Source organism: Candidatus Gillettellia adelgis (assembly GCA_020541285.1).
GTDB lineage: Bacteria > Pseudomonadota > Gammaproteobacteria > Enterobacterales > Enterobacteriaceae > Gillettellia > Gillettellia adelgis.
Genome location: CP047043.1, coordinates 110,799 through 136,976 on the forward strand (window position 1 = coordinate 110,799; position 26,178 = coordinate 136,976).

Here is a 26,178-nt window from a genome sequence, read left to right on the forward strand (position 1 = left end):
TTATGCGACTGCAGCTGCTTTAATGACAGATGGTTCACTGTGTATATGGTATAAAAAGTTAAAATATAGCATGAACTAACTAGTATACATGTTAAATTTAGAGTAATTATGATTTTTAAGAATAAGCGGTCATGGTTATTAATACTGTAATAGATGATTATACATGCTATATAGTATAGCTAGGATATAAACACCTAATATTTTAAAATAATATTTACTTCGTTACTTTGCATATACTATTACTATAATAGATAAATATTTTATGATATTTGTTTTGAAGGATATTAGGAATTAATCAGTATATATTCATTTATTTAACTAAATATTATATAGCAAAAATTAAAAAACTGTTTATTATCGCATGGTGTTGAGTTGAAGCTATGTTATAGTAAAGAATCTTATAATCTTAGGATCAAGCAGTTTTTATTCTCAATGGGTATCAATATGCGCATGTAACATGCGAATGATTTGTTATTATTTGTATTTTAGAATTGAGATTCTTGTATCTATCGATGTTGTCATTCACACTGTATTTATTGTATACAGTGTGAATGATGCTATAGATGTACTAGATACTCATAATCCTAAGATATTTAATGTATTAATTTTAGAGAAAGCACTACTATAATTCTCATAAGAAGCATGGTTAGTGATATTATGTGAACTGACGAGGTAAGTGCTAAGATATATCTTCTGTATCTTTTCATGCCTAGCTCGTTTCTGTTACTGTAAATACATACAATAACTCTAATAGCCTAGTTACGTGTATATTTATCTACTCAAGATGATTTGCCAAAGAAATATATACGTATCTTCTTAAGTATTATATGGTAACATCCATGTTATATCTGACAAAATATAATTTTTCCTATTTATGGGAAATATCAAACATAAATGTTTATCTGATATTACGACCAGGTATAATCATACACACTCTAATGTCGTGATAATTGAATGAATATACCATGCAGGTCTACATGAGAATATTCAAATGTATTTATAACCTTAAGCTATAAATCTTTACTGATTAAAATATTTATTTTACGAGCACTTTTTATCACATAATCATGCAGTTACACTTATCGCGCAGTAAAAGATACGATGGATATCGTAGTAAGATACCTGTTTGAAAAATAATGAACTATATCATAAATTATGCTTGACAAAATTATGTAGACCGTAATCTATTGGAGTGATACATGGTGAAATTTTGCTATCCGATTTAGATGTAAAATCTCCATTACTGATAATGGAATGATCAGTCTTTAAGATTACTATAAATCTCTATTATCTTGTCTTAATAAGCAACTAAGATGAATAAAACAAGCTAAAGTACATATAATTTATAGCATTATAAAATGCTGCGTATTAGCTTATTCATACTGGCTAAAATCAATTTAGTTTTTCTTAAAACTTATCATTTTATTTGCTTACTGTTAAGGTATTCATTATATGAATAAGTTATGCGCTTTATAATCACTGTGATACGGTAAGATATTTCCTTTTGTATTATAATAACGCTTTCTTAGTTAAGAATTGTGAGTTATTTATTTCAAGTTACCTGATACATTATTAGCAAACTACTATCTGAATAATAGTCGTTGCTGATGAATATTCTGTGTTATGCGAGCATATGATAAGATCTGTTAATATCTTGATAAGTCTCAATGCTATCTTAGTTTCCGTAAAAGCATTACTTTGATAGAATCATCTAAAGTTTCAGGATAATTTAAAAATGCTGTTATGATTAACGCCACCATTAATAATAGCAATATACCTGGATGGGTAGTTACTATATGACAAGTCTAGCACTGCTACCAAAGAGCTCCAGAACATATTTTTAGATGTACATGATATTACTACTTTAGATTTGGATGAGTTGTCTCATTATAACGTTATAATGTCAAACATTAGAGTTAAAAATCATATCTTTCTGTGATGTGTTGATTTATCAGATATTATTTTGTAAGTATAAAGTATCTAGTTTTACATTGACGAATCGTCCAATTAAAACTAATCGTCCAATTAATAAGTTATTTCTTTTATGGTATAAGTTTGGTTAATGTAATCCTTATTATGGATAAGGAGCTTTTTGATGATTTTTAGTATTTATTAATAGTGTCTAATGGTACTTTAATCTCTGCTAAATTAGCCTTGAAGCACTGTTCACGATGATATGCATTAAAATTCAACATAAATCTCACTAAACATGGGATGTTTAGTGTTAGTAATGATCGTCAATCACCATGTGAATGCAACTAAAGTTCTGTGGTCATTTTGTTTAGGGTGATCTTTTATATTACAAAAATTTTTATATTTTATTTATGAGTATTATATGATTTTAAGTATGTTATTATTCTGAGTTTTAATATTCGTATCTCGTACAATACAGATTAGAGTATTGAGCATTTTTTATGCTAACGCTAGCAAAAAAAAAGTAAAAGTAAAGCGATGGCTTACTATTATGAGTTATAGCTATATATTTACATATAAGATATGTGTATTTATCAATAGATATGCGGGTAAGTTACTAATAATTAAATAAAAGAATTATCATCAAACGAAGTACACCTCATAAAGGTAAGAAGTATTTCTTTAATACAAAGACGTCGAACCATATGGCCTGGTTTTAAAACGACGGTGTAGCCACATATATTGCTCGGGCGCTCGCATAATTTCTTGTTCTAATACTTTATTCATATAAGCAGCTGCAGCTATCTTATCAGAGATCGGATAATTTTTTAGCACAGGTTGAATTAACAAGTCATAGCCAAAGCCGTTTTCACGGCGAATTAGCACCACCGGAAGCATCGACGGTTTAGCTATACGCGCTAGCATAAAGGTGCCGCTCGTAGTCGCAGCTTTTTCGACGGCGAAAAATGGGGCGAATACACTACCGTGTGGGCCGTAATCTTGATCTGGTGCAAACCAGACATGTTCACCATGTTTTAGTGCACGTACTATACCTCGAAGATTCCTGCGATTGAGCATAGCTTTATTAGAACGCATACGACCTTTGGTTTGAACCCATTCCATTGCTTTATTGTTATGTGGACGGTACGTTGCTATCATTGGTTGACACAATCCCATAGCGCGCCCTCCCAACTCCAGTGACATAAAATGTACGCCAATTATTAATATACCTCTTTGGTTTTTCTGTGCTGCTTTTAGATTCTGAATACCGATTACGTTAAACCAGCGCTTAATGCGTTTATCCGACCAAAACCAGGCCATACCAGTTTCTAACAAACCCATGCCGAGTGATGCAAAATTATCGACTACTTTCCGTTGACGCTGAAATGTATCCATCTCTGGAAAACAGAGCTCTAGGTTGCGATACGCAATGGCAACTCTGCGTTTTAAAAAACGCATTGAACTGCGTCCTATCCAAAGACCAAACCGACGTAATAATGGGTAAGGCAGTTGAATTAGTAAGAATAGCACGAATAAACCACACCAAGTTTTCCAATAGCGCGGGTGCAATAGTGCTGATTGGAATTTTTTCGGATGTTTCATGTAAACTCATTTTTTCGTTAGGTAAGCACAACCTATATATCATACTGTAATCTTAGAAAAGCGAACAGTACTAAAGCTATATAAGTGCTTACATTTATATACTACTAGGGATTTTCACGTCATATCTAATAATTTAGAGTGTTTAAAAGACTGTATAAATTAGTTTTCAACTGATTTTTGCTGTATTATTATGTGTTCGTTACTTAACGTAAAACACATAGATGTCTCTGTTGCATTATTAGTTAAGCTTTTCTGATTATAACAAACGTACGATTTTTACCATGCAATCCATATATTTTGCAGAGTATCGTGTTCGCTATATTAATTAGGTTTGGCATATACATGATGTAGCGATTAGTACGATTTTACTGCGTTTTAACATCTGAACGTTAAACTAGACATACAGTTATATCTATGCTTGATGTTTTTTGTTATATCAATATTTAAATGAATCAGCGAGAATTATTATAGAATTCTTACCCTATTATTGTTCATGCAAGCTTTCACGAACACCTGTAGTATTTCTATACTAAATTCGCATGAACTATACTCAAAATCTAATAAGAGAAAACAGTGATACCATACAGTCAGGAGGTGATATTTAGCATAGTATAATAACGTACGATGATTAATCAATACGATTAATTATAATTTCGGGGTCGGTAGACGATTGTTCATCAGATACTTTATAAGTAGTGCACAGTACATCATATTCACTGAATTTCCGGAGTTCTTTTATATGATTTAGATGTTACTGACACACAAATCAATAGAAGTCCTATACATGCAAAGCACTGCAGCAATTAGGTTGCACGTTTAATGTTGATCTTAAGAAGAATAGTTTTATATATTTATATTTTTTGTCATACTATCTGCGACATAGGAATAAGGTAGATTTTTGTTGATCAGTGAGTACAATTTATTTTATAAGTAAATTTTTATAAAATAAGCATATTTTGATTTTTATAGTTAAATAAGAATTTAAGTTCAGCATGAACGACTTAAGTGATTCATGTAGTATTTGCTATAGTGTGTGTAAAATAGTATTTAGGCATTTTATGTGCTCTCGTTATTTTATACTGCCGCGCAGTATTAAAAATAGGAATTATAGCTAGAAATAACAGAATAAAAATAACATATGATGTTTTATCTCTATTATATAGAGATGTAAAATAATATGCATAAATAGTATTTTAAAAGTAATTGCAGAATGTCACTATGAATTATAAATCTTATTACATAATTTTAAAGTTTATTGCATGGTAGTACAAGTCAATTTTTCTATTAATTTAAAATAATATAATCACCTATCGTCAAGTAGTGTATATGTCATATCTTAATATTAATATTAACAAGGATATTAACAATTGGCTCTAGATATTGGGAAAAGCATATAAAACATTATATTGATAAAACACTCTATGTTATATGAGCAGATGTGAAAATTGACTGCTTGCAGGTTTGGTACAGCCATGCTAAATCACGTAAAATAATAATATAACATATTATGAGTGTCTAAGGTAACTCTTTTTGAGAACAACTTTATTAGTTAAATTATACAAGAATTACGTATTGTTGAACACAAGTTGTGCAAGAAACAATTTGCAATAACAATGAGGTTATTATTACATGCATACATTAAATGATTTATTTTATTACGCACCTATTGATTCTATCACGTCGATACAATAAATAGGTAAATGCAACAAATAACAGAATAAATAGAAAATTCTAGCAAGCGTGGTTAATAATATATATGTGCTTTAAAGATCAAGAGCACACGAGTTTTATAGTAATAATGATGATCTGTGTTGTTGTTTTCCCTTATATGTTGTTTAAGGTTAAACTTGATAACTTATATTATGATCTCTGTTGCGCATTTTACAAATGCCTGAAAATCTTGATATCTTCATTCGCAGAGGCAGTAGTTGTCATCTGAGCTGCATATGATGGAAGCAGATGACTATCTTCTAAAAGGCGTGCTGAAAATTTAGTTAAAACTACATATTTAATATTATGTTTTATTAACGGTGATGTATCATAATGATTATGATTTTTCTTGAGTATATTATCTGTTTATATTTATAACACTCTACAAGGAGATTCAGTTTTTAATCTGTATGTATAACAGATTTTGTAGCATCAGATTATTTTATTACAAAATACCGGTATGGTTTTTCTCAAAGTTACTCAAGGATAGAGCCTATAAGATATGTGCTGGTCATATAAATGTGTAATCAAATGACATAAGAGTTTAAATAACGGGTGAATGGTTGCATCACTGATCATGAATGTTAGTCATGCTTTATTTATTTTTTCCTGTATATTCATTAAGTACTCAATATAACGTGCATGTATAATAGTTTTTATTTAAATTAACAAAAATGTTATTTTTGACATGTGATATCAATAAACTAATCGATGATCTTTTTACCGGATCTAATATAATCATAACAAATAGTCAATGCTATGCTGTACTTTTAAGGAATCGAGGCAATCAATATACGGACACTTAGGTGATTATAATCTTCTTATATCAAATATATTAATACGAAAATTTGTGTGTTATTCATTAAGCATACTCTAGAAAACATAGCAATCAACTTGGTATACTGTGCTAATGATTAAATCACAGAGATTAGTAACATGAGCCACTGTGTAGTGGAAGGTAAATGCAAGACAATGACTTTATACTGAGTTAACAGAAGTTGCAGCAGATGTTGTAACTTTGTATATGCACTGACCACACCAGAAGCAACTTCGCTTAATAGTTATACTGTTGTGTAGTCAATGGTTAATTTTATTTAGTGATCCACGGAATATTATTGTTTATCACTAATAATAGTAGCGTTTTATTGTGCGCTTGTATTTTGTTACGAGAATTTCTCATGCGCCGTAGGCGCATGTTAAAACTTAACATAGTGAATATTTATAATTATTCAAGATATTTAGTGATTTATTAAGCGTCTTTAATTGCATAACTATAATAGTTTAAATAGCTATTAAACATAAGTTATAATTTATTATCTCATACCACGGAGTTTTACATAGAGGGGGATATGTGCAAGCGGAGCGATCCTAAGAGTGTCTAAAGCTATAACTTTAGAGCTAATTCACTAGAATTGTCTTGATAAGAATACGTGCTGTATTGTATATTGTTAGGTTTCAAAAAGATAGTATAATCAAGGTAGACGCATAAGAATTCAGACGGCTACATAAATACCACAAATATTGTAAATATAATTCTTTAAGACATAGTTTTCAACTATATAAACTACCTATTAATATGGTTAATAAATAATAGAGTATTCCCTATAATTTTAGGTTTTATTTAATAGCCGTAGCGTGTGTTTTTGCGATATGCAATTGTCTTGCTCACTAGATACGCACAGACATATAGAGGGAAATCTCCTAAATTTCTAGAACAAATGTAAAAAAAGCGAGCAACAATGCGTTAATTTTCTGAATGATTTCTATTTATCTAAGATAAAAATAAATCTGATATATCACGTATGTTGACTAACAATACAGTTAAGCCGCTAGACAACAGTAAGAGTTATGCATATTTTACGTTTTGGAGTACATAAATTATATGATATAAGAAGCACAGCGCCCTGCGCATACGACATATGTAATAATGAATATATTATCTGTTTTATTGCTAGAAACTTTAACTGCTCTGATAATGTAGACAAGGTTTACTACCTTAGTAAAAGATGGCAGTTTTATGCAGAACTGGCGATAGAAATAGGCCACAGCAATGAACAACGTAAATTTATCATATTTCTTTGTGCAACTTGCATTGGAATGCAGTAGTAAGGCTTTTCAGAATAATGACAGGAGCGCAAGAAATAATCTTTTTTAGTTTTTACTGCACTATTTTTAATAGAAAACTATATGAGTTACTCGAAGGCCTCCTATTAACATGCGGAGTATAATAATTATTTAAAATTCATGGTAATTTAATAATGCTATAGAATATGACTTGAAAATAATCATTTTAAAAAAACTCAAAACCTTGCATGTACTTGGGGAAGCTAATAAGTATAATAGCACATTTATTATTATATTGATGTATTAAAATAAAATATAATAATGATATAAAATTGATATCTAATTGTTGTTTTTTTAAATAAAATATACAATATCTATATTATATAGATATATATTAGTTGTAATAACATTCATTACTTTCCCATAATCATATATCTATAACTTCCTTATATAGAAAATTCTCTAGAACGTTTTCATGAAGCATATAGAAGTAATGAGAATGTTTAATATACATTTACATAATAAATATTATTAGAGTGTTAAAGATTATATAAAAAATTTTATAAATATACTCAAACCTTATGTATAAGATATCTATGAGCGGTGTTCTATCTATAATATCTAATTGTGTAATACTCTACAACAGAATCGATAGCAAGCCAAATCTCACATTACGCGATATCTTTAGTTATATCTAAATAAGATTCTATCAAGAGAGCATTAATAGAAATTTGTATTGTCGTTGCATCTATATGTTAATAAAACCTAGATGATATCACATGTAGTGATTCTCGATCTTTTTAGAAACAGTTAAAGTATATAATGCTATTATATATAATAATTGATCAAAACAGAACAAATCGCATGGAAATTCTACAAAATAGTATATGATAACTGGTTTGTTAGTTTGAACACTACTCTATCTTTATATTAGTAAAGCGAATGATGGTAGACTACCATCTAGTTTAGAAAATATAGTTAATTATAGTTGTTAAGCTTATCCTCACTAAGGATGTTACGCAGAAAATTTATTAATATTTATAGTTTTTTTATCATATAGTAACCTTTATTTAAAACTGTTGATTAATTTTAAAGTTAAAACAGCATGTTACTCAGGATTTTTAATATATAATACAAGCATAAGTGCTGTATGATGGTCGGCTCAACGCCTAAAACCTGTAAAATACCCATTTATGTGCTATTGGATATAGTACAATTTCCTTGTAACTCGGTTTACTTAATTGTTTTATCAACTCAACCCCTTTGACGGAGTGTATCTTCTAAGATAAAACCACATGCATTCTATAGTTCAACAAATGAATCAGTTATTAGCCTCATTGCGATATCATGAACATCAATATCATGCTCTGGATGCACCAAAAATACCGGACGTAGAATATGATCGCTTAATGTGCCAATTACGTAAGCTAGAGAGTATATATCCTGATTTGATTACGGCTAATTCACCTACTCAACGTGTAGGTTCTGCACCACTAGAAATTTTCGAGAAAGTGCGCCATGCATTGTTAATGCTGTCGTTGGATAATGTAGTGGATGAACGAGGTTTCTTAGTATTTTATAAGCGTGTGCAGAATCGACTAAAAACTATTAGTCCACTAACTTTTTGTTGCGAGTTAAAGTTAGATGGTCTGGCTGTAAGTTTATTGTATGAAAACGGCAAATTAGTGCGCGGTGCTACTCGAGGTGATGGTGCTATCGGTGAAAATATCACGTCGAACGTGAGTACTATACATGCTATTCCGTTGCATTTAGTCGGTAGTAATATTCCTCGTCGGTTAGAGGTGCGAGGAGAAGTGTTTATGTTGCAAGATGGTTTCGAGAAAATGAATAGAGAGGCACGACGCAAGAACCAAAAAATTTTTACTAACCCGCGCAATGCTACCGCTGGTTCTATTCGACAGCTTGATGCACGTATTACTGCTAAACGTCCGCTAACTTTTTTTTGTTACGGCATAGGTTTCTTAGAAGGTGGAAAGCTGCCAAAAAGTCATTTTAAGCGACTTATGCAGTGTAAGGCATGGGGATTACCGATAAATAATCACACTCAGTTGTGTGTTGGTAATGATGAGGTGCTCTCTTTTTATCGTCAGATAGAACAGTATCGTCCGCATCTAGGCTTTGAGATTGATGGTATCGTAGTAAAGATTGATAATATTAATCTACAAGAAACGTTAGGTTGTGTGGCGCGATCACCTCGTTGGGCTATAGCATTTAAATTTCCATCTCAAGAACAGATCACAATAATGCGGGACATTGTATTTCAGGTGGGGCGCACTGGTACTATTACACCGGTAGCCAAACTAGAGCCAGTGGTAGTATCTGGTGTTACGATCAGCAATGCTACATTACATAATGCAAATGAAATTAAACGTTTAGGCTTGCAGATTGGCGATACTGTGATTGTACGTCGTGCAGGAGACGTCATCCCGAAGGTAATAGGAATATTAGAAGATCGCCGACCAAAGAATGCTCAAGCAGTAATTTTTCCACAGTATTGCCCGGTGTGTGGCTCCGATGTTGAGAAGCTGGAAGATGAAGTGGTAGTACGTTGTACCGGTATATTGATTTGCCCCGCCCAGCGCAAAGCCGCTCTTAAGCATTTTATTTCGCGTCGGGCAATGAACGTAGATGGTATGGGTGATAAAATCATCGAAAAGTTGTTAGAAAAAAAATACATAAAATATCCAGCAGATCTCTTTCGACTATCTGTAAATACTCTATCTAGATTAGATCATATAGGGCTAAAATCGGCTCAGAATTTAGTGAATGCACTGGAGAGATCGAAAAAAACTACTTTCGCTCGTTTCCTATATGCTTTAGGAATTCGTGATGTTGGTGAAGTAACCTCTGCTAATTTAGCAGAACATTTCGGTTCGCTTAACAAACTGTATGCTGCTGACATTACAGCGTTACAAGAAGTACCAAACGTTGGTGTAGTGGTAGCAAATTATATTCGTCATTTCCTAAACGAAGCACTTAATCAAAAAATTATTTCTGAGCTTATTAGTTCTGGTGTAGTGATTACATGGCCGCTACCAATTATAGTAGAAAAGAACAAGGTTAATTCTCTATTCACTGGAAAAATTATAGTCATAACCGGTTCGCTTGATCAATTGTCACGTGATGATGCTAAACAGCGTTTACAGGCATTAGGTGCTAGAATATGTAGTGGTGTGTCAAAAAAAACTGATCTAGTAATTGCAGGTAAAGCGACGGGTTCTAAACTCGTACGGGCAAAGCAGTTTGGTATTCAAATAATCGATGAAGCTGAGTTTCTCCGTCTCATTGCAAATGATTCATCATATAAAGATGACTCTGCTATGCTCCGCAACAGCACATCTAGATCCTAGATAAGTGAGATTAAGTAGTATAGGTGCACTGTGCTATACTATGTCTCAGTAGGTGCCGTCTTATAATTTTATTAGCTTTTTAAAGCTTTTTGCCTAGAGAAGTCAGTAGAATTAATAATAAAAAATATCACTGCTATGTTGTGAGTATAAATAAGATAAAAATAAAGTGATTATACAGATAATCTTCTTTAAAATAACATTATCTCTAGATAGCATAAACAGCTCTTATTCAATAAGATACTGCGTTAGTCCTAGCAGCTAAACTATTAAATAATAAGGATCAGACAAAAATTAGATGCATACGTATCTGTGAAGTGTTACTAGTGCTCCTGAAATGCTATCATAATTTTATGGATAAAAAAGTATGTAATAACACACCTACCACGCAATTATTAGAAATTATGATACCACTATCGTATCCTTTTCTCATCAGAAAGCTCTTCTGTTTTTAGTAGAGCTAATTGATTTATTGCATAAGTCATTTATTAACAATTAATAATGGTATTGTATTGTTTTCAAATTCTACTGGGTTGCATGATGGATAACAATAATAAAGGTGTATTATTGATCTATAGTAATATCCTTGAAGAATTTAGTATTACTACAATGTCATAGTAGGTATTTAACCTGCTTAAAGAGTATGGCATTTTAGCTAAATAATCAGAAAATGTCTTTTAAATTGAGCGCATTGTTAGTTATGTGCAGGCACATCTCCTGAAATAACTTAAAAATCTTAGTGCTGCCTGTTATCAATTATGATATAATGCAATTAGTTAACGATGTTGTAATCTTGTTAACTTATGAATCTGTAAACTATTTTTTGAATTACAATCTTTCATACTAATTAATAGTGTTACTGGTTCGAGTAATATATGTATATTATTGTTAAGCAAGTCAAGCAATGTTTATCATAGAATATAAACTTTCGTTATTAATCGGATATAGATCTAGAGATATATGTCAGTATTGCAGATTTTGCATTTTCCGGACACTAGATTATTCAAAATCGCAGCACCGGTAAAAACAGTGAACACAGGTATTCAGCGCATTGTGGATGATATGTTTGAAACTATGTATACAAAAGGGGGTATTGGTTTAGCTGCAACTCAACTAAACATCCATCAACGTATTATTGTTCTTGACGTTTCTGATCACCGTAATCAATGTTTAGTACTAATTAATCCGGAGCTCATAAAAAAAAGTGGAGAAACGAGCATAGAAGAAGGTTGCCTATCGATACCTGCGCAGCGAGCAGTTATACCGCGTGCTGCTCACATAAAGATACGGGCTTTTGATCGAGACGGCAAACTTTTTGAACTAGAAGCCAATAATCTATTAGCGATCTGCATTCAACATGAAATGGATCATTTAATAGGTAAGTTATTCTTGGATTATTTGTCGCCAATAAAACGACAGCGAATTCGCCAGAAATTTAAAAAAATCGCTAAATCTAACGCCCGTGCCTAACTGATTAGGAAAGTAGCGTGTCTGATTCTTTACGTATTATTTTCGCTGGAACACCAGATTTTGCAAAGTTTCACCTTAATGCATTGTTAACATCTAAGCATCAGATCGTGGGGGTGTTTACCCAACCTGATCGCCCAGCTGGGCGTGGAAATAAATTAACACCCAGTGCAGTTAAAGTATTAGCGGAACAACATCAACTACCGGTGTTTCAGCCGATATCATTACAGTCTAAAGAAACTCAGAAATTAGTTTCTGCTCTTAACGCTGATGTAATGGTAGTGGTAGCTTATGGTCTTCTTGTACCAAAAACAATACTAGACATGACTTATTTTGGCGGCATTAATGTGCACGGTTCACTGCTACCACGTTGGCGTGGTGCTGCGCCGATCCAGCGTTCTTTATTGGTTGGTGATCTTGAAACAGGGGTCACGATTATACAAATGGATGTCGGATTAGATACGGGAGATATCTTATACAAAATTACTTGTCCTATAGAAACTATCGATACCAGCGAAAGTTTATATAAAAAACTAGCTATATATGGTGCACAAGGGATGCTGATAACATTACAACAGTTAGCAGCTGGGACAGTGAAGCGTGAAGTCCAAGATACATCGCAGGTAACCTATGCCAAAAAACTGAGTAAAAAAGAAGCGCGTTTAGACTGGAATCTACCTAGTGCACAGTTGGAACGTTGTATTCGTGCTTTTAACCCATGGCCTTGCAGTTATTTTATAGTGGATGGGAAGTCGGTGAAAGTTTGGCAGGCAAGCGTACTAGCAGATACTGCAAATGAACAACCCGGTACAATTATTCATGCTGATAGGCATGGTGTGAAGGTAGCAACTATCAATAGCATTCTAAATTTAATTAAATTGCAACCAGCGGGAAAAAAGCCGATGTCAGCACAGGATTTATTAAATTCACGTAGTGCATGGTGGTTGTTTCCTGGAAACCGGATTTAGTAACTTCTATAGCCCAGTCCTTAATATCTGAGTTGTTTATTTAAACGCCGAGTCTTATGATGGAAAATACTTATAACCTTCGCAGTTATGTTGCTAAAGTTATCAGCTGCGTATTAGATCATGGGGAGTCACTCAGCATTGTCTTACCAACTATGCAAAATGCCATAAACAATCGAGATCGTTCACTGTTGCAAGAGTTGTGTTTTGGTACATTACGAATGCTTCCTGTACTTGAATATTGTGTACAGCAGTTAATTACTAAACCGATGCTTGGTAAGCATCGTGTGCTACATTATTTACTTCTGGTTGGCCTATATCAAATTTTATATACCCGCATTCCACCGTATGCGATACTTTCGGAAACAGTGAACGGCGCAATAGCTTTAAAGTATCCACAATTTAAAGGATTGATTAACGCTGTATTACGCCAGTTTCAGCGTAAAAAGAACAGATTGATGTATCATGTAGCTAATCATAACATGCGTTACCTGCATCCACTCTGGCTTTTGCAACGTATCCAGCAGGCGTATCCGTTGGAGTGGGCTCAAATCATTAATGCTAACAATCAGAAACCTCCAATGTGGCTTCGTGTGAATCGTTTATATCATACTCGCATTGCATACTTAAAATTAATGGCCCGGGTTAACATACTTGCTGAACCTCACGTTGAGTATATTGATGCGATACGTCTTATAACACCATGCACTATGTATGCTCTTCCGGGATTTTCTGATGGTTGGGTAACGGTGCAAGATGCTTCCTCTCAAGGTTGCATGGGTTTGCTAGCCCCAAAAAACGGTGAACACATTCTTGACTTATGTGCAGCTCCTGGTGGAAAAACCACGCATATTCTGGAAATTGCGCCGAAGGCACAAGTAATGGCTATTGACATTGATCAAAAAAGATTAATTCATATCACAAAAAACCTCCAGCGCTTACACTTACGTGCTACAGTAAAACTAGGTGATGCCCGCGTACCTCAGCAGTGGTGTGATAATAAGCAGTTTGATCGTATTTTGCTAGATGCTCCGTGCTCAGCCATCGGCGTTATTCGTCGGCACCCTGACATCAAATGGTTACGTCGTGATAACGATATTGCTAGGTTAGCTAACCTGCAGGCGGACATTCTGGTAGCGGTATGGCCATGTTTGAAGCCTGGCGGTGTCATGCTTTATACTACTTGTTCCATTCTTCCTGAAGAAAATAGAGAACAAATTGCGACCTTCCTACAACAGCATCGCGACGCTAGGTTAGTTGAAACTGGAAATTTAGAGAAGCCAGGCAGACAGATCCTGCCTCAGATCGAGGGTGGAGATGGATTTTTTTACGCTAAATTAATAAAAATATAATTTTTATGGAATGCTTGGATCTAAATTATTACAATGTAGTATAAGGCGTACAATGAAAATAATTATGCTTAGTGTAAGTTAGGTCGGTGGCACGCTAGTGAAAAACCTTGTAGGAAGAAAAATGATATGATTATTGATGTTGATTTTTGCGTCTATAATATTTATAAGAGCGCTTTGACTTACTAATGGTGCAGAGGCTTATTTCGCATCTGTTTGTATTGCATAAAGCCAGCGTTGAACACTCGGATAATGTTTGTTACTGTCACTAACTTTGATAAAATTAATATGGTCGTCTATCAGATTGCTTATTTTCTCTTTCATACTCCCAATCGCACTTCTCGTATCTTTGCACTAAATTATGTCTGTGAGTCAGAGAGCAGATTTTAGCTACAATCGGTACTACAACTTGGTCACCTCAGTGCACTAAAATAGCTCTAGTGATTGATTATATCTACAAGATAATCAAATACCTAGACGTCCTGTAAGTGTTTCATTGTCTAATGCAAAGCGTAGTATTGTAGCAGTAAACACTGACTTTGGTTTACTGTTATTCAATAAGACGCGATCCTTAATCTATGTATATATGCTAGATATTGATCTATTTGTTGTTTTTTAGGAAAAATCAACCTATCTATTGACAAAGTTTAACTATCATTGAAGTGCAGGTGAGATATTTTAGCGTTGCTATTCAGCATATCTGTGCGGTAATAAGTACACCGCAACGACTGAAGAACTCCTACAAACATATTGTAATTATAGGTGGCGGAAATGTCGGTGTGGGATTGGCTTAGCGGTTTGAAAAATTATATCATGTCAAATTTATTGGGTATAACCAGTAACATACGGCTACATTAGCCAAGCACTTATATCATACTACCATATTTTATGGAAACGCTTTTGATTAATAACTTTTACCAGTAGAATGCATTAATCAGATAGATATATTTCGCTATTACTAACAGTAATGAAACTAACATTATGTCGATATGTTAACCAAAAAATGAGTGTTAAGATGGTAATGGTGCTCATTCAACGTTCTGTCTATATTTATCTAGTACAAGACAGTGCGACTGGTATGACTATTTTCACAACCAACAATAATTGCAGCGTTCTTAGGTTATGTGCATAACGCTGACTTGTTAGTATGTTTGTATTGTGTTGCGGTGTACCTGAAGTAATTGGAATGTTGCTTACGGCAATAAAAGTACTATGAAAATAGCTGGTCGTACTATAGCAAAAAATTTTATTACTACCAGATACTATTATTGTCGCCATTGTTCTCGGAAAATCATATGTTGTCAACAACACACAGAACAATAATAGTACAATCAAAGCTGGCGATTCCTTAATAATATTATTTTCTGATAAAATGCGGCCATAATGTAGGCAGTCTTTTTCAAGAAACGTTCTACTTCTTATAGAAAATCTATACATTCCAAGAACATACTAAAATTTATCACCTAATTTAACGTATTTTTTTAATCGAGTATCTATAATGCAAAAAGTTGTATGTGTGTTATTTTTGCTTATATCGTAGAAATTCATATGTTATTTTATGATCTATGTTGATGGTACCTTGCTGTAATTCAAAATACATAGATTATATATTCTAGTTATAATGTTTAACCATTTAAAGCGACTGTTATGAATGGTTAGGTAAAGTAAGCAAGATACATGGGCTACTCTGCGCGACGTGATAATCATCCTTATAAAAGATATTGAAGAATTTGATTATAGAAATATAGTCGGGATACATCATGTTTACTTTACTGTCAAGATAACCTTACAGAGAATCTAGAGGCTGTACAGTTTCAGCGAAAACACACAAGGTAGTTGTTACAGAGATGACTGCCGATCTAGTAAAGTAGAGTAATAGACGACTGAACTTTTACTAGAAAAATAATTACAATTCTATTGCATAGTAAAGAGCTAAGATATGTCTAGATTAGAACACTAATCTGATTAGATACTATAAATCTGGATGTTACTGTATAGCGCATCATTAAAATCAATAAGAATATGATATTTATTCACCTAGTAGGGTATATTCTATGTGCGTTAAAATACTGCAAGATAAAGTGAGTGGTACGGTACAAGGCGAGAGAATTCAGGCTACCTTTCCCATATTTCAGTTAATGTAGTATATAATTAACGTTTTGCATCATTCGTTACCTCAATTACTCATACATATAATATTTTTCTGCAGTGAATTAGTAGGACTCAAGAGTATTTGATTGTTTTTATGTTAAGGCTAACCACGAGGGTGATTAAGATTTTATTATGGACCCTCAAAGAGGGTAAATCAGAAGCATAATGACGATAGCTCTGCCACTAGATCACCTAAAGCTTATCGTGATAATAGGTGTACAAAAGGATTAACGTATGCGTACTGAATATTGTGGAGACTTGAGTTTATTTAATGTAGGCAGGCAGGTTATTTTATGTGGTTGGGTCAATCGCCGCCGCGATCTTGGCCGGTTAATTTTTATTGATATGCGTGATTGTACAGGCATTATTCAAGTATTTTTTGATCCAGACCAACACGTAGTATTTGATAAGGCATGTAAGCTACGTAATGAGTTCTGTATTCAAATTTCTGGTTCTGTGCGCGCGCGCCCAGACAAACAAATTAATAAACAGTTGATTACAGGTGAAGTAGAAGTGTGCGCTTATGCATTAAAGATTTTTAATCATTCTGAACCATTACCTATTGATTCAAATCAAGTTAATAGTGAAGAAGTACGTTTAAAATATCGATATTTAGATTTACGTCGTCCAGAGATGGCGGAACGCCTAAGAACTCGTTCAAAAATCACCAATCTAGTACGACGTTTTATGGATAGCCATGGTTTTTTAGATATTGAAACTCCAATGCTCACCAAGCCTACTCCAGAAGGCGCACGTGACTATTTAGTTCCGAGTCGTGTGCACCAAGGAAAATGTTATGCGCTACCGCAGTCTCCTCAATTATTTAAACAGTTACTAATGATGTCTGGTTTTGATCGTTATTATCAGATAGTCAAATGTTTTCGAGACGAAGATCTTCGCTCTGATCGCCAGCCGGAATTTACTCAACTTGATATTGAGGTTTCTTTCATGACTGCTGAACAGGTACGTGAAGTCATGGAGAAATTAGTGCGTAATCTTTGGTTAGAAGTAATTGGAAAAGATCTAGGGCGCTTTCCGGTTATTACATTTAAAGAAGCTATGCGTCGCTATGGTTCTGATAAGCCAGATTTGCGTAATCCACTGGAATTAGTTGATGTTACAGATCTAGTAAAAGATGCTTCGTATAACTTATTTTCAGGTCCAGCTAACGACACCAAAGGAATGGTGGCAGCGATCTGTGTTGCAAGTGGTGCAAAGTTAACGCGTAAATTGATTGATCAGTATAACGCTTTTGTTAATATTTATGGTGTTAAAGGTTTGACATGGATAAAAGTAAAGGACCGCGCTGCCGGTTTAGCTGGTATGCAAGGAAAAATTATAAGATTTCTTAATGCAGAAGTTTTGGAAGAAATTTTACTGCGAACGAACGCTAAGAGCGGCGATATTGTATTTTTTTGTGCTGATAGTGTGCAGCTTGTTATGGATGCATTATCTGCGCTGCGGGTGAAACTAGGGAAAGATCTAGCTATTACTAAACTGGATAGTTGGGCGCCACTGTGGGTGGTGGATTTTCCGATGTTTCAAGAGAACAGTGCAGGCGGTTTATCACCCATGCATCATCCCTTTACGGCGCCACGTAATATGACTTTGGAGGCACTAGTTAGTATGCCAACCCATGCTGTCGCGAATGCTTATGATTTAGTAATTAATGGTTATGAAGTAGGTGGGGGTTCTATGCGCATTGACTATAGTGAAATGCAGCAAGCTGTCTTCAGTATTTTAGGTATAAATCGAAATCAACAACGTGAGAGATTTGGTTTTCTACTAGATGCGTTAAAATATGGTACGCCACCGCATGTCGGGATGGCTTTTGGCCTAGATCGCCTGGTAATGCTATTAACTGGCACTAATAATATTCGTGATGTCATTGCCTTCCCAAAAACTACTGCTGCAGCTTGTTTGATGACTGATGCACCAAGTTTTACGGACGCAGTAGGTGTTGCAGGCAGAAGTAACTAATACATGAAAAGCATAGCAGGTATCGAGATAGAAGACGTAAATAAGTTATATGCATGCGCTATGCAGTACTGACATTATTTATATGTTTATAAGATTGTTACGCTTTATGGGTTTTATATAATTTAGAATATTAATCGTCAAAAGATACCGAATAATCGTATGTTAGCTATCGGCATTATGTATGATATCTATCAATTGTCTTGAGTTAGTGCAGCCCATAATATTAATTAGTTGTGGAATAATTAGTTGGTGATTATAATAGAAGATGTAAGGAATTTACTGTATGAATTTTCGGAGATGTCATGGCGGGTCACAGTAAGTGGGCTAATACAAAACACCGAAAAGCTGTGCAAGATACTAAACGCAGTAAGATTTTTGAAAAAATTATTCGAAATCTAGTAATAACAACAAGTTCATATGGCGAAAACCCTAATTTTAATCCGCGTTTACGCGTAGCAATAGATAAAGCTTTAGCAAACAACATGACGCGAGAAACAATAAATCGTGCAATAGCACGCGGTATGGGCGGCGATGCTTACTCTAATCTGACTGGTATTACTTATGAAGGCTACGGGCCTGGTGGTGCTGCCGTGATGATTGAATGCGTGAGTGACAATCGCAATCGTACAGCGTCTATAGTGCGTCATGTTTTTGCTAAATGTGGTGGTCATTTGGGAACCGATGGTTCTGCCGCTTATTTATTTACTCAAAAGGGTGTAATCACTTATGCATCTTCGGTAGATGAAGATGCATTAATAAAGGCGGCTATGGAAGCAAACGTAGAAGATATTATTAGTCATGCTCATGGTACGATTGATGTGTTCACTACTCGAGACAGTTTGTATAGGATGAAGGATTTATTAACTATTGCTGGTTTTAATGCAGTATCAGTAAAAATCGCTCTAGTTCCATTGATAACCGCTGATATAGATATAAAAAATGCACCCAAGCTTCTCCGTTTAGTGAGAATATTAGAAGATTGTGACGATGTACAGAGAGTTTATCACAATGGCGTAATTTCTGATATGATGTTAGCGATGCTTTGATAAAATTATTACCTAATACTGCTTTGTAGTGATATTCAGTAGCATCGGGGCATAATGATATAATAAATACTACAATTAGTCGTGTCTATTCAAAGATTCGTCTTACCTTCGTTGTTAGAGATCATTTTATAAGTCAAGTATTGCTTATGGAACTAAAATTTAAGAGTGCAGCACTTATTTCAGATTATATGATATTGATAAAGCAGAGGCCAAACTATATAAATCAACTGTTAAGCTATTAGTTTTGGTAAGTAAGACGTTTAACTTTAAGTACTATGGAAAACAATGGCTAAGCCTATTATATCGTCTTAAATAAAGAGTATTTCTCTCGAGCAGTCAATAAATATACTTTAAAATAAAAAATCAGATTTAAAAAAGTTTATGTACTCTGCATTCTAAATTAATTTAACACGGTTATTAGTAAATACAGTGAAAGTACGATAGCCAATGATTTTTCTATATTAGATTTTTAATGCTTATTGTTATAGCCATGTCTCATAATATAGTCAAAATTATAAGATGAATGCTAAGTGTATTACTATATGCACTCTCATAGTATCAAACGACAACACCATGAGTAATACTGAAGGAGTTGAAAGCATCTCATTTATTTTACCTATATCACGGAGTATAATAGTTTTTTCTAGATTAGTATGTGAATATAAAAGTTAGAAACCTGTGATGTTGCGTTAACACATTATACATGCAACCTCAGAAAAAATAAACACACTAAAATCTTGCATTGTATGAATCGTTAAGCTAAGTTATGTTTTAATGCGTTTAATTTTATAAGATTGTATATATCCAGAATAAATATTACGTTGATTGATGGATAGTACTAGGTTTTTGCAACCTGAAAGCATTCAGATTGAGCTCAGTTAGCTCCTATTAAACTAACGTATTTGTGAAATCATCTAGATATTGATAAAATATCAAAGAGTTTTTTAAGATCAAACCTCAGCTCAACTAAGACGATCTACATCGTAACTGTCAATACTATTACATGTTTTCATTTTATTGTGTACCATAATAATATACGTCAAAGAGAATAGTTAGAATAAGAGCATTAATGTAGATTTACTGCAAGCGCTGAGCGGTAGCATAAAAAAGTATGAGTAACTAATTAATACTGTGATGCATTATCTATGCATGAGCGATAACTCATGATATATCAAGGTAATTTTAGCAAAATAATATAGTATTATTATACTACGTTTTGATGCTAAACATTATAGAGTGTCTGCTGTATGAATTGATAAATAAAATGCTATGTATTAGTGCATCATGATACAATATTTATTGTCTTAAGTTCGTTTATCTGTTTGAGTTTTAATAAACTGTTCGTATAATTATACAGTCTGTATCTTTACAAACACAGAGACTGCATTATATAATTGCTTGTATTTTGGGAGGAGTGGCTGAGTGGCTGAAGGCAACGGTCTTGAAAACCGTCGACGGGAAACCGTTCCAGAGTTCGAATCTCTGTTCCTCCGCCATATTCTATACATATTATATTTTAAGTGTTAGTTAATTAGCAATATTGTAACACATTTATTGCGCAAGCATTGCCACAAAATAATACGGTGAGATATAAAATAACTCATACACAAACATATAGTACGCTGATTACTAGCAATGTATCATAATTTGGTGACTAGAACATACAAAGATAGTTAATATTAAAACCATTTACAATATCGCAGGTATAATGTGATATTCGAAAACGGTGCCATAAACGTTTTAATAAACTATTGTAATTATTTGTACCACCGCTCAGTGCTTGCAGTAAATCTACATTAATGCTCTTATTCTAACTATTCTCTTTGACGTATATTATTATGGTACACAATAAAATGAAAACATGTAATAGTATTGACAGTTACGATGTAGATCGTCTTAGTTGAGCTGAGGTTTGATCTTAAAAAACTCTTTGATATTTTATCAATATCTAGATGATTTCACAAATACGTTAGTTTAATAGGAGCTAACTGAGCTCAATCTGAATGCTTTCAGGTTGCAAAAACCTAGTACTATCCATCAATCAACGTAATATTTATTCTGGATATATACAATCTTATAAAATTAAACGCATTAAAACATAACTTAGCTTAACGATTCATACAATGCAAGATTTTAGTGTGTTTATTTTTTCTGAGGTTGCATGTATAATGTGTTAACGCAACATCACAGGTTTCTAACTTTTATATTCACATACTAATCTAGAAAAAACTATTATACTCCGTGATATAGGTAAAATAAATGAGATGCTTTCAACTCCTTCAGTATTACTCATGGTGTTGTCGTTTGATACTATGAGAGTGCATATAGTAATACACTTAGCATTCATCTTATAATTTTGACTATATTATGAGACATGGCTATAACAATAAGCATTAAAAATCTAATATAGAAAAATCATTGGCTATCGTACTTTCACTGTATTTACTAATAACCGTGTTAAATTAATTTAGAATGCAGAGTACATAAACTTTTTTAAATCTGATTTTTTATTTTAAAGTATATTTATTGACTGCTCGAGAGAAATACTCTTTATTTAAGACGATATAATAGGCTTAGCCATTGTTTTCCATAGTACTTAAAGTTAAACGTCTTACTTACCAAAACTAATAGCTTAACAGTTGATTTATATAGTTTGGCCTCTGCTTTATCAATATCATATAATCTGAAATAAGTGCTGCACTCTTAAATTTTAGTTCCATAAGCAATACTTGACTTATAAAATGATCTCTAACAACGAAGGTAAGACGAATCTTTGAATAGACACGACTAATTGTAGTGCTTGCCAAAAAAAGAAGGTTCTAAAAACCTTGCTAAGATTCATATCTTTTTTAAACTATCCATGTATGGAGGCAAGATGCTAAAGTTTAAAGGTAAGTTAATTGAAACTGATGCGCAAGGTTATCTAAAAAATAGTACAGATTGGCAAAACGATCTAGCGCTGCTTATAGCAGCCCAGGAAGGGATTACACTGACTGATGCACATTGGGAGGTATTACTTTTTGTTCGTAACTTCTACCAAACGTTTAATACTTCGCCGGCCATGCGAATGTTAGTTAAAGTTATGGCACAAAAATACGGAAAAGAAAAAGGTAATAGTCGTCATATATACCGTTTATTTCCACAAGGCCCGGCGAAACAAGTAGCTAAAATAGCTGGTTTGCCAAAACCAGTCAAATGTCTCTAGAAGACTAGACTGTTATATTATACATTCTATATGCATTAGCTGTCTGTACCATTCTATTTTACCAGAAGTGAAACTTCTTAAGTAATAAATTTTATTATTCGGTGTAATTTTACACTAATATCTATGATATTTAAATAAATTCTTGGCTAGATTTATTGTTCTATTTATCTGCGTACAACGCATAGCAAACTCAGTATGTAATAAAATATTTTAAGATGCATTGCAAGTATCTAATGGTAAGACAAGAGTATACAAATACCTTCTCTGATATTCTTAGGTAAATTAAGTATATAGCTGTGTTTGTTAGCGATGTCTCTAGTTATGCTAGCGCTTTCTATTATCAGCATAAAAGTTAAACTCTTTCTTTAAAGAAAGCACACAGATTAGTTGTTTTGTAGTAAATATTATGAGATGAACAGAGTAAATCGTAGAAAGTTATTTTTTCTACAATTATCACGTTAACACCTGATGTTCAGAGTTTACGATTTCAGGCAGCTTCTATTTATTAACAATAGTATATAATCTTCCAGCAATAGCGATAAGTAATGGTTATTTAAAAATTCGTGTAGTGTAGCACAAACTATAAACTTATTAATTATATGATAATTCTTTTAACAATTTATACAGGTTATAATTCAGAAGATTTATATATATTATAATATTTGACGTATGGTAAAACAAGTCAATGACTTTACCGTAAAGATTAATCTATATAACCTATCACGATAGATTATATAGATTTGTGGTAACTAGCGCACGATTTTGTAGAAACATCAAGGTTTTTTTGCGATAAAAATTGCACGTATCGGTGCTGGATAGCCTTCAATGGTTTTATGATGATTAGTAGGGTCTAGGAACTCCGCTAAGGATTCATTGGTCATCCAGCTTGTACGGCGTTGTTCTTCAATACTAGTCATGCATATATCAACAGTATTAATATTAATAAAGCCACATTTTTCTAACCAGCTATTTAATACGGATATCGTAGGGATAAAATAGACGTTACGCATTTTTGCATAACAATTTTTCGGAACCAGTACCTGATCAGTATCGCCTTCCACTATGAGGGTTTCTAGTACCAGTTCTCCTTCGGATACTAACTGATTTTTTAATTGATGGAGATGATCTAATGGGGAACGACGATGATGTAGCACGCCCATAGAAAATACTGTGTCAAAGGCTGTAAGAGTGGGCAACTGTTCAATACCTATTGGTAGTAAATGAGCACGCTGCTCACCGCCTAGTAGTTTGCGTATTGCTTCAAATTGGTATAAAAATAACTGCATTGGGTCTAGGCCAACAGCTAGTTTGGCGCCAGCACCCACCATACGCCAAAGATAGTAACCACAGCCACAGCCAACATCGAGTACGGTACGCCGAGCTAGTGATGATATGTGTGGTATTAGGCGATTCCATTTCCAGTCGGAATGCCATTCAGCATTAATGTTGATACCGTACAGTGAAAATGGTCCTTTTCGCCATGGCGTTAATGCGCGCAGCATATTTTCTATTTTTTCTAACTGACCTGAAGATAATTCAGGCTCCATCGCAGCGCATACGTTGTGCAGTAAGTCAACATAGGTTGGTTGAAGTTTTGGTAGATTTTCTACTGCACGTAACCATTGTTTAAATTTACCATGCTGTAATTCATGCTGCCAAGTACTGAGCTGTGTAGGTAGGACATTAAGCCAATGGGTGAGGTTGCTATTGGCAATGCGCTGATAGAAATCACCAAAATTAATCATGCATTATACCTGCTTTTGCGCGATTAGTGAGCTAAAATTAAAACACTGAAACCATGTTTCAACGTGTTTAAATCCCGCCTGCTTTAAACGTGCTTTATGCGTTTCTATAGATTCTGTAAACATAACATGCTTCAACATGCTATGTTTTTGGCTAATTTCTAGTGTGCTATAATTATTAGCCCGTTTAAAATCGTGGTGCATCTTAAATAGTAATTCTCCAATATTAGTATCTTCAAAGCTAATTTTTTCTGACAATACTAATATGCCTAGTGTTTTTAATCCACTATAAACCTGCGTTAAAAGCCGAAGGCGGTCTATGGGCTTAATAAATTGTAGAGTAAAATTCAGCACTACCATTGAAGCGTTTTCAATAGGAACATCGAGAATATCAGCTTCAATCACCTTGACTGGAGTGCTGGTCTGGGAGGAGTTAAGAGAGTTATGACAGCATTTAACCATGGGTGGAGAGTTATCAATAGCAATAATGTTACAACCTGTTACCTTAATATTCCGTCGTATAGATTTCGTTGCTGCACCTAAGGAGCACCCTAGGTCATATACTTGGCTATCAGGTTGTACAAAACGTTGAGCAAGCATGCCAAGCATTGCAATGATATTAGAATAACCAGGAACGGAACGTTGGATCATCTCAGAGAACACTTTAGTAACGTGCGCGTCGAAGGTCCAGTCGCTTATTTTATCAATATAATCAGAGAAAAGGGTATCGTAGTTTAGCATAGTAGAAAGTATTGAATATTCAAAAGGCACATATTCTAACAGATCACAACAAGAAAATAGAATGTAGTCTACTTATGACGACAGTGTAAATATTATGCGATCAAATAATTTAAGCTTTAATAAGATAAAATATACGAAATTTAATAGAGTATATGTATGCGTTACATTACTAAATTAAGTAATATGTACTGATATACATGAAACTGATAGTATGATGTATGTATTCAATACAGAAAATATTATATTTGTAGTATTAAGCAGTGCTGTTTATGTTATGCGACATGTTTATTGTGTTTTAATAAAACCTTACGAGAAGTACCGTATCTTCTATCGATACGTGTTTGAGTTAATGAATATATAATAAAATTATAAATTTGTGCCAAAGATTTTACCTAAATAAGTTTTTGATATTTTATCACAATAAGATTGAAAAATTTTTAATACTAATTACAAAAATGTTTTGTTACATTTTTAATACAGCGCTAATTTTTTGTAAAATTTTTCGCATTATTATTTATGTTTTTATAAAAATATTAGTTTAATGATAACATATATAGATTACTGATTTAAATCAAGGATTATTAGTTTAACATGTATCAGAGATTCGGCCGGATAGTTATCCGGAAACTTGCTATTAATATGTTAAAATACTTTAGTATTTTAACTAACGTGTCTATCTATAGACTATACCTTTGCATATGTCATATTGATCTGAGTAGTAGATAAATATGCTCTAACTGTGTGATTATTCAAACATACAAGAGAAGTAAGCTACTGCGTATTTATGAGTATTACTATAAACATACATGTAGTAACGACTGCTATTCTATTGGGTATAGTGTTATGTATCAAGCTGTATAGGTAGGCAATTTAG

Annotated in this window: 10 protein-coding genes, 1 tRNA gene and 1 pseudogene; 8 read left to right on the plus strand and 4 right to left on the minus strand. The window is 33.5% G+C overall.

All coding sequences use genetic code 11. The features are described from left to right. Positions 1-2,595 precede the first annotated feature (2,595 nt). Entirely contained in the window at positions 2,596-3,516 is a 921-nt protein-coding gene (gene lpxP / locus GIY03_RS00195; protein WP_457913723.1) for a kdo(2)-lipid IV(A) palmitoleoyltransferase, read from the minus strand. A gap of 5,069 nt (positions 3,517-8,585) precedes the next feature. On the opposite strand from lpxP, the gene ligA reads away from it, so the two are divergent. The 4 genes from ligA (at position 8,586) to rsmB (ending at position 14,442) form a co-directional block, all read left to right on the plus strand. Continuing rightward, positions 8,586-10,661, plus strand: coding sequence for an NAD-dependent DNA ligase LigA (gene ligA, locus GIY03_RS00200; protein ID WP_457913724.1), 2,076 nt, complete (start codon positions 8,586-8,588; stop codon positions 10,659-10,661). Positions 10,662-11,618: 957 nt separating this feature from the next. After that, on the plus strand, positions 11,619-12,128 hold the full coding sequence (gene def, locus GIY03_RS00205) for a peptide deformylase (protein ID WP_457913725.1): 510 nt from the start codon (positions 11,619-11,621) through the stop codon (positions 12,126-12,128). Positions 12,129-12,145: 17 nt separating this feature from the next. Next, entirely contained in the window at positions 12,146-13,093 is a 948-nt protein-coding gene (gene fmt / locus GIY03_RS00210) for a methionyl-tRNA formyltransferase (protein ID WP_457913726.1), read from the plus strand. 59 nt (positions 13,094-13,152) lie between these two features. Then, positions 13,153-14,442, plus strand: a complete 1,290-nt coding sequence (rsmB, locus tag GIY03_RS00215) for a 16S rRNA (cytosine(967)-C(5))-methyltransferase RsmB (RefSeq protein ID WP_457913996.1) — start codon at positions 13,153-13,155, stop codon at positions 14,440-14,442. A gap of 1,047 nt (positions 14,443-15,489) precedes the next feature. Here the strand turns inward: rsmB and GIY03_RS00220 are convergent. Beyond that, positions 15,490-15,876, minus strand: coding sequence for a hypothetical protein (locus tag GIY03_RS00220; protein ID WP_457913727.1), 387 nt, complete (start codon positions 15,874-15,876; stop codon positions 15,490-15,492). A 948-nt stretch (positions 15,877-16,824) separates the two neighbouring features. On the opposite strand from GIY03_RS00220, the pseudogene aspS reads away from it, so the two are divergent. The 4 genes and pseudogenes from aspS to GIY03_RS00240 all read left to right on the plus strand — a co-directional run. Next, positions 16,825-18,540 (plus strand): annotated as a pseudogene (gene aspS, locus GIY03_RS00225) (aspartate--tRNA ligase); the annotation flags it as partial. A 332-nt stretch (positions 18,541-18,872) separates the two neighbouring features. Then, a complete protein-coding gene (locus GIY03_RS00230) occupies positions 18,873-19,616 on the plus strand; it encodes a YebC/PmpR family DNA-binding transcriptional regulator (protein ID WP_457913728.1) in 744 nt (247 codons plus the stop codon). Positions 19,617-21,024: 1,408 nt separating this feature from the next. Continuing rightward, positions 21,025-21,112 (plus strand) — tRNA-Ser (locus tag GIY03_RS00235). Between the two features lie 1,379 nt (positions 21,113-22,491). Next, positions 22,492-22,821 carry a TusE/DsrC/DsvC family sulfur relay protein gene (locus GIY03_RS00240; RefSeq protein ID WP_457913729.1) on the plus strand — a complete coding sequence of 110 codons (330 nt, stop codon included), beginning with the start codon at positions 22,492-22,494 and terminating at the stop codon, positions 22,819-22,821. A gap of 773 nt (positions 22,822-23,594) precedes the next feature. On the opposite strand, the gene cmoB is transcribed toward GIY03_RS00240, so the two are convergent. After that, a complete protein-coding gene (gene cmoB, locus GIY03_RS00245; protein WP_457913730.1) occupies positions 23,595-24,566 on the minus strand; it encodes a tRNA 5-methoxyuridine(34)/uridine 5-oxyacetic acid(34) synthase CmoB in 972 nt (323 codons plus the stop codon). A 3-nt stretch (positions 24,567-24,569) separates the two neighbouring features. After that, the gene (gene cmoA, locus GIY03_RS00250) at positions 24,570-25,304 is read right to left on the minus strand and encodes a carboxy-S-adenosyl-L-methionine synthase CmoA (RefSeq protein WP_457913997.1); all 735 of its coding nucleotides are present in this window, start codon (positions 25,302-25,304) and stop codon (positions 24,570-24,572) included. Positions 25,305-26,178: the final 874 nt, after the last annotated feature.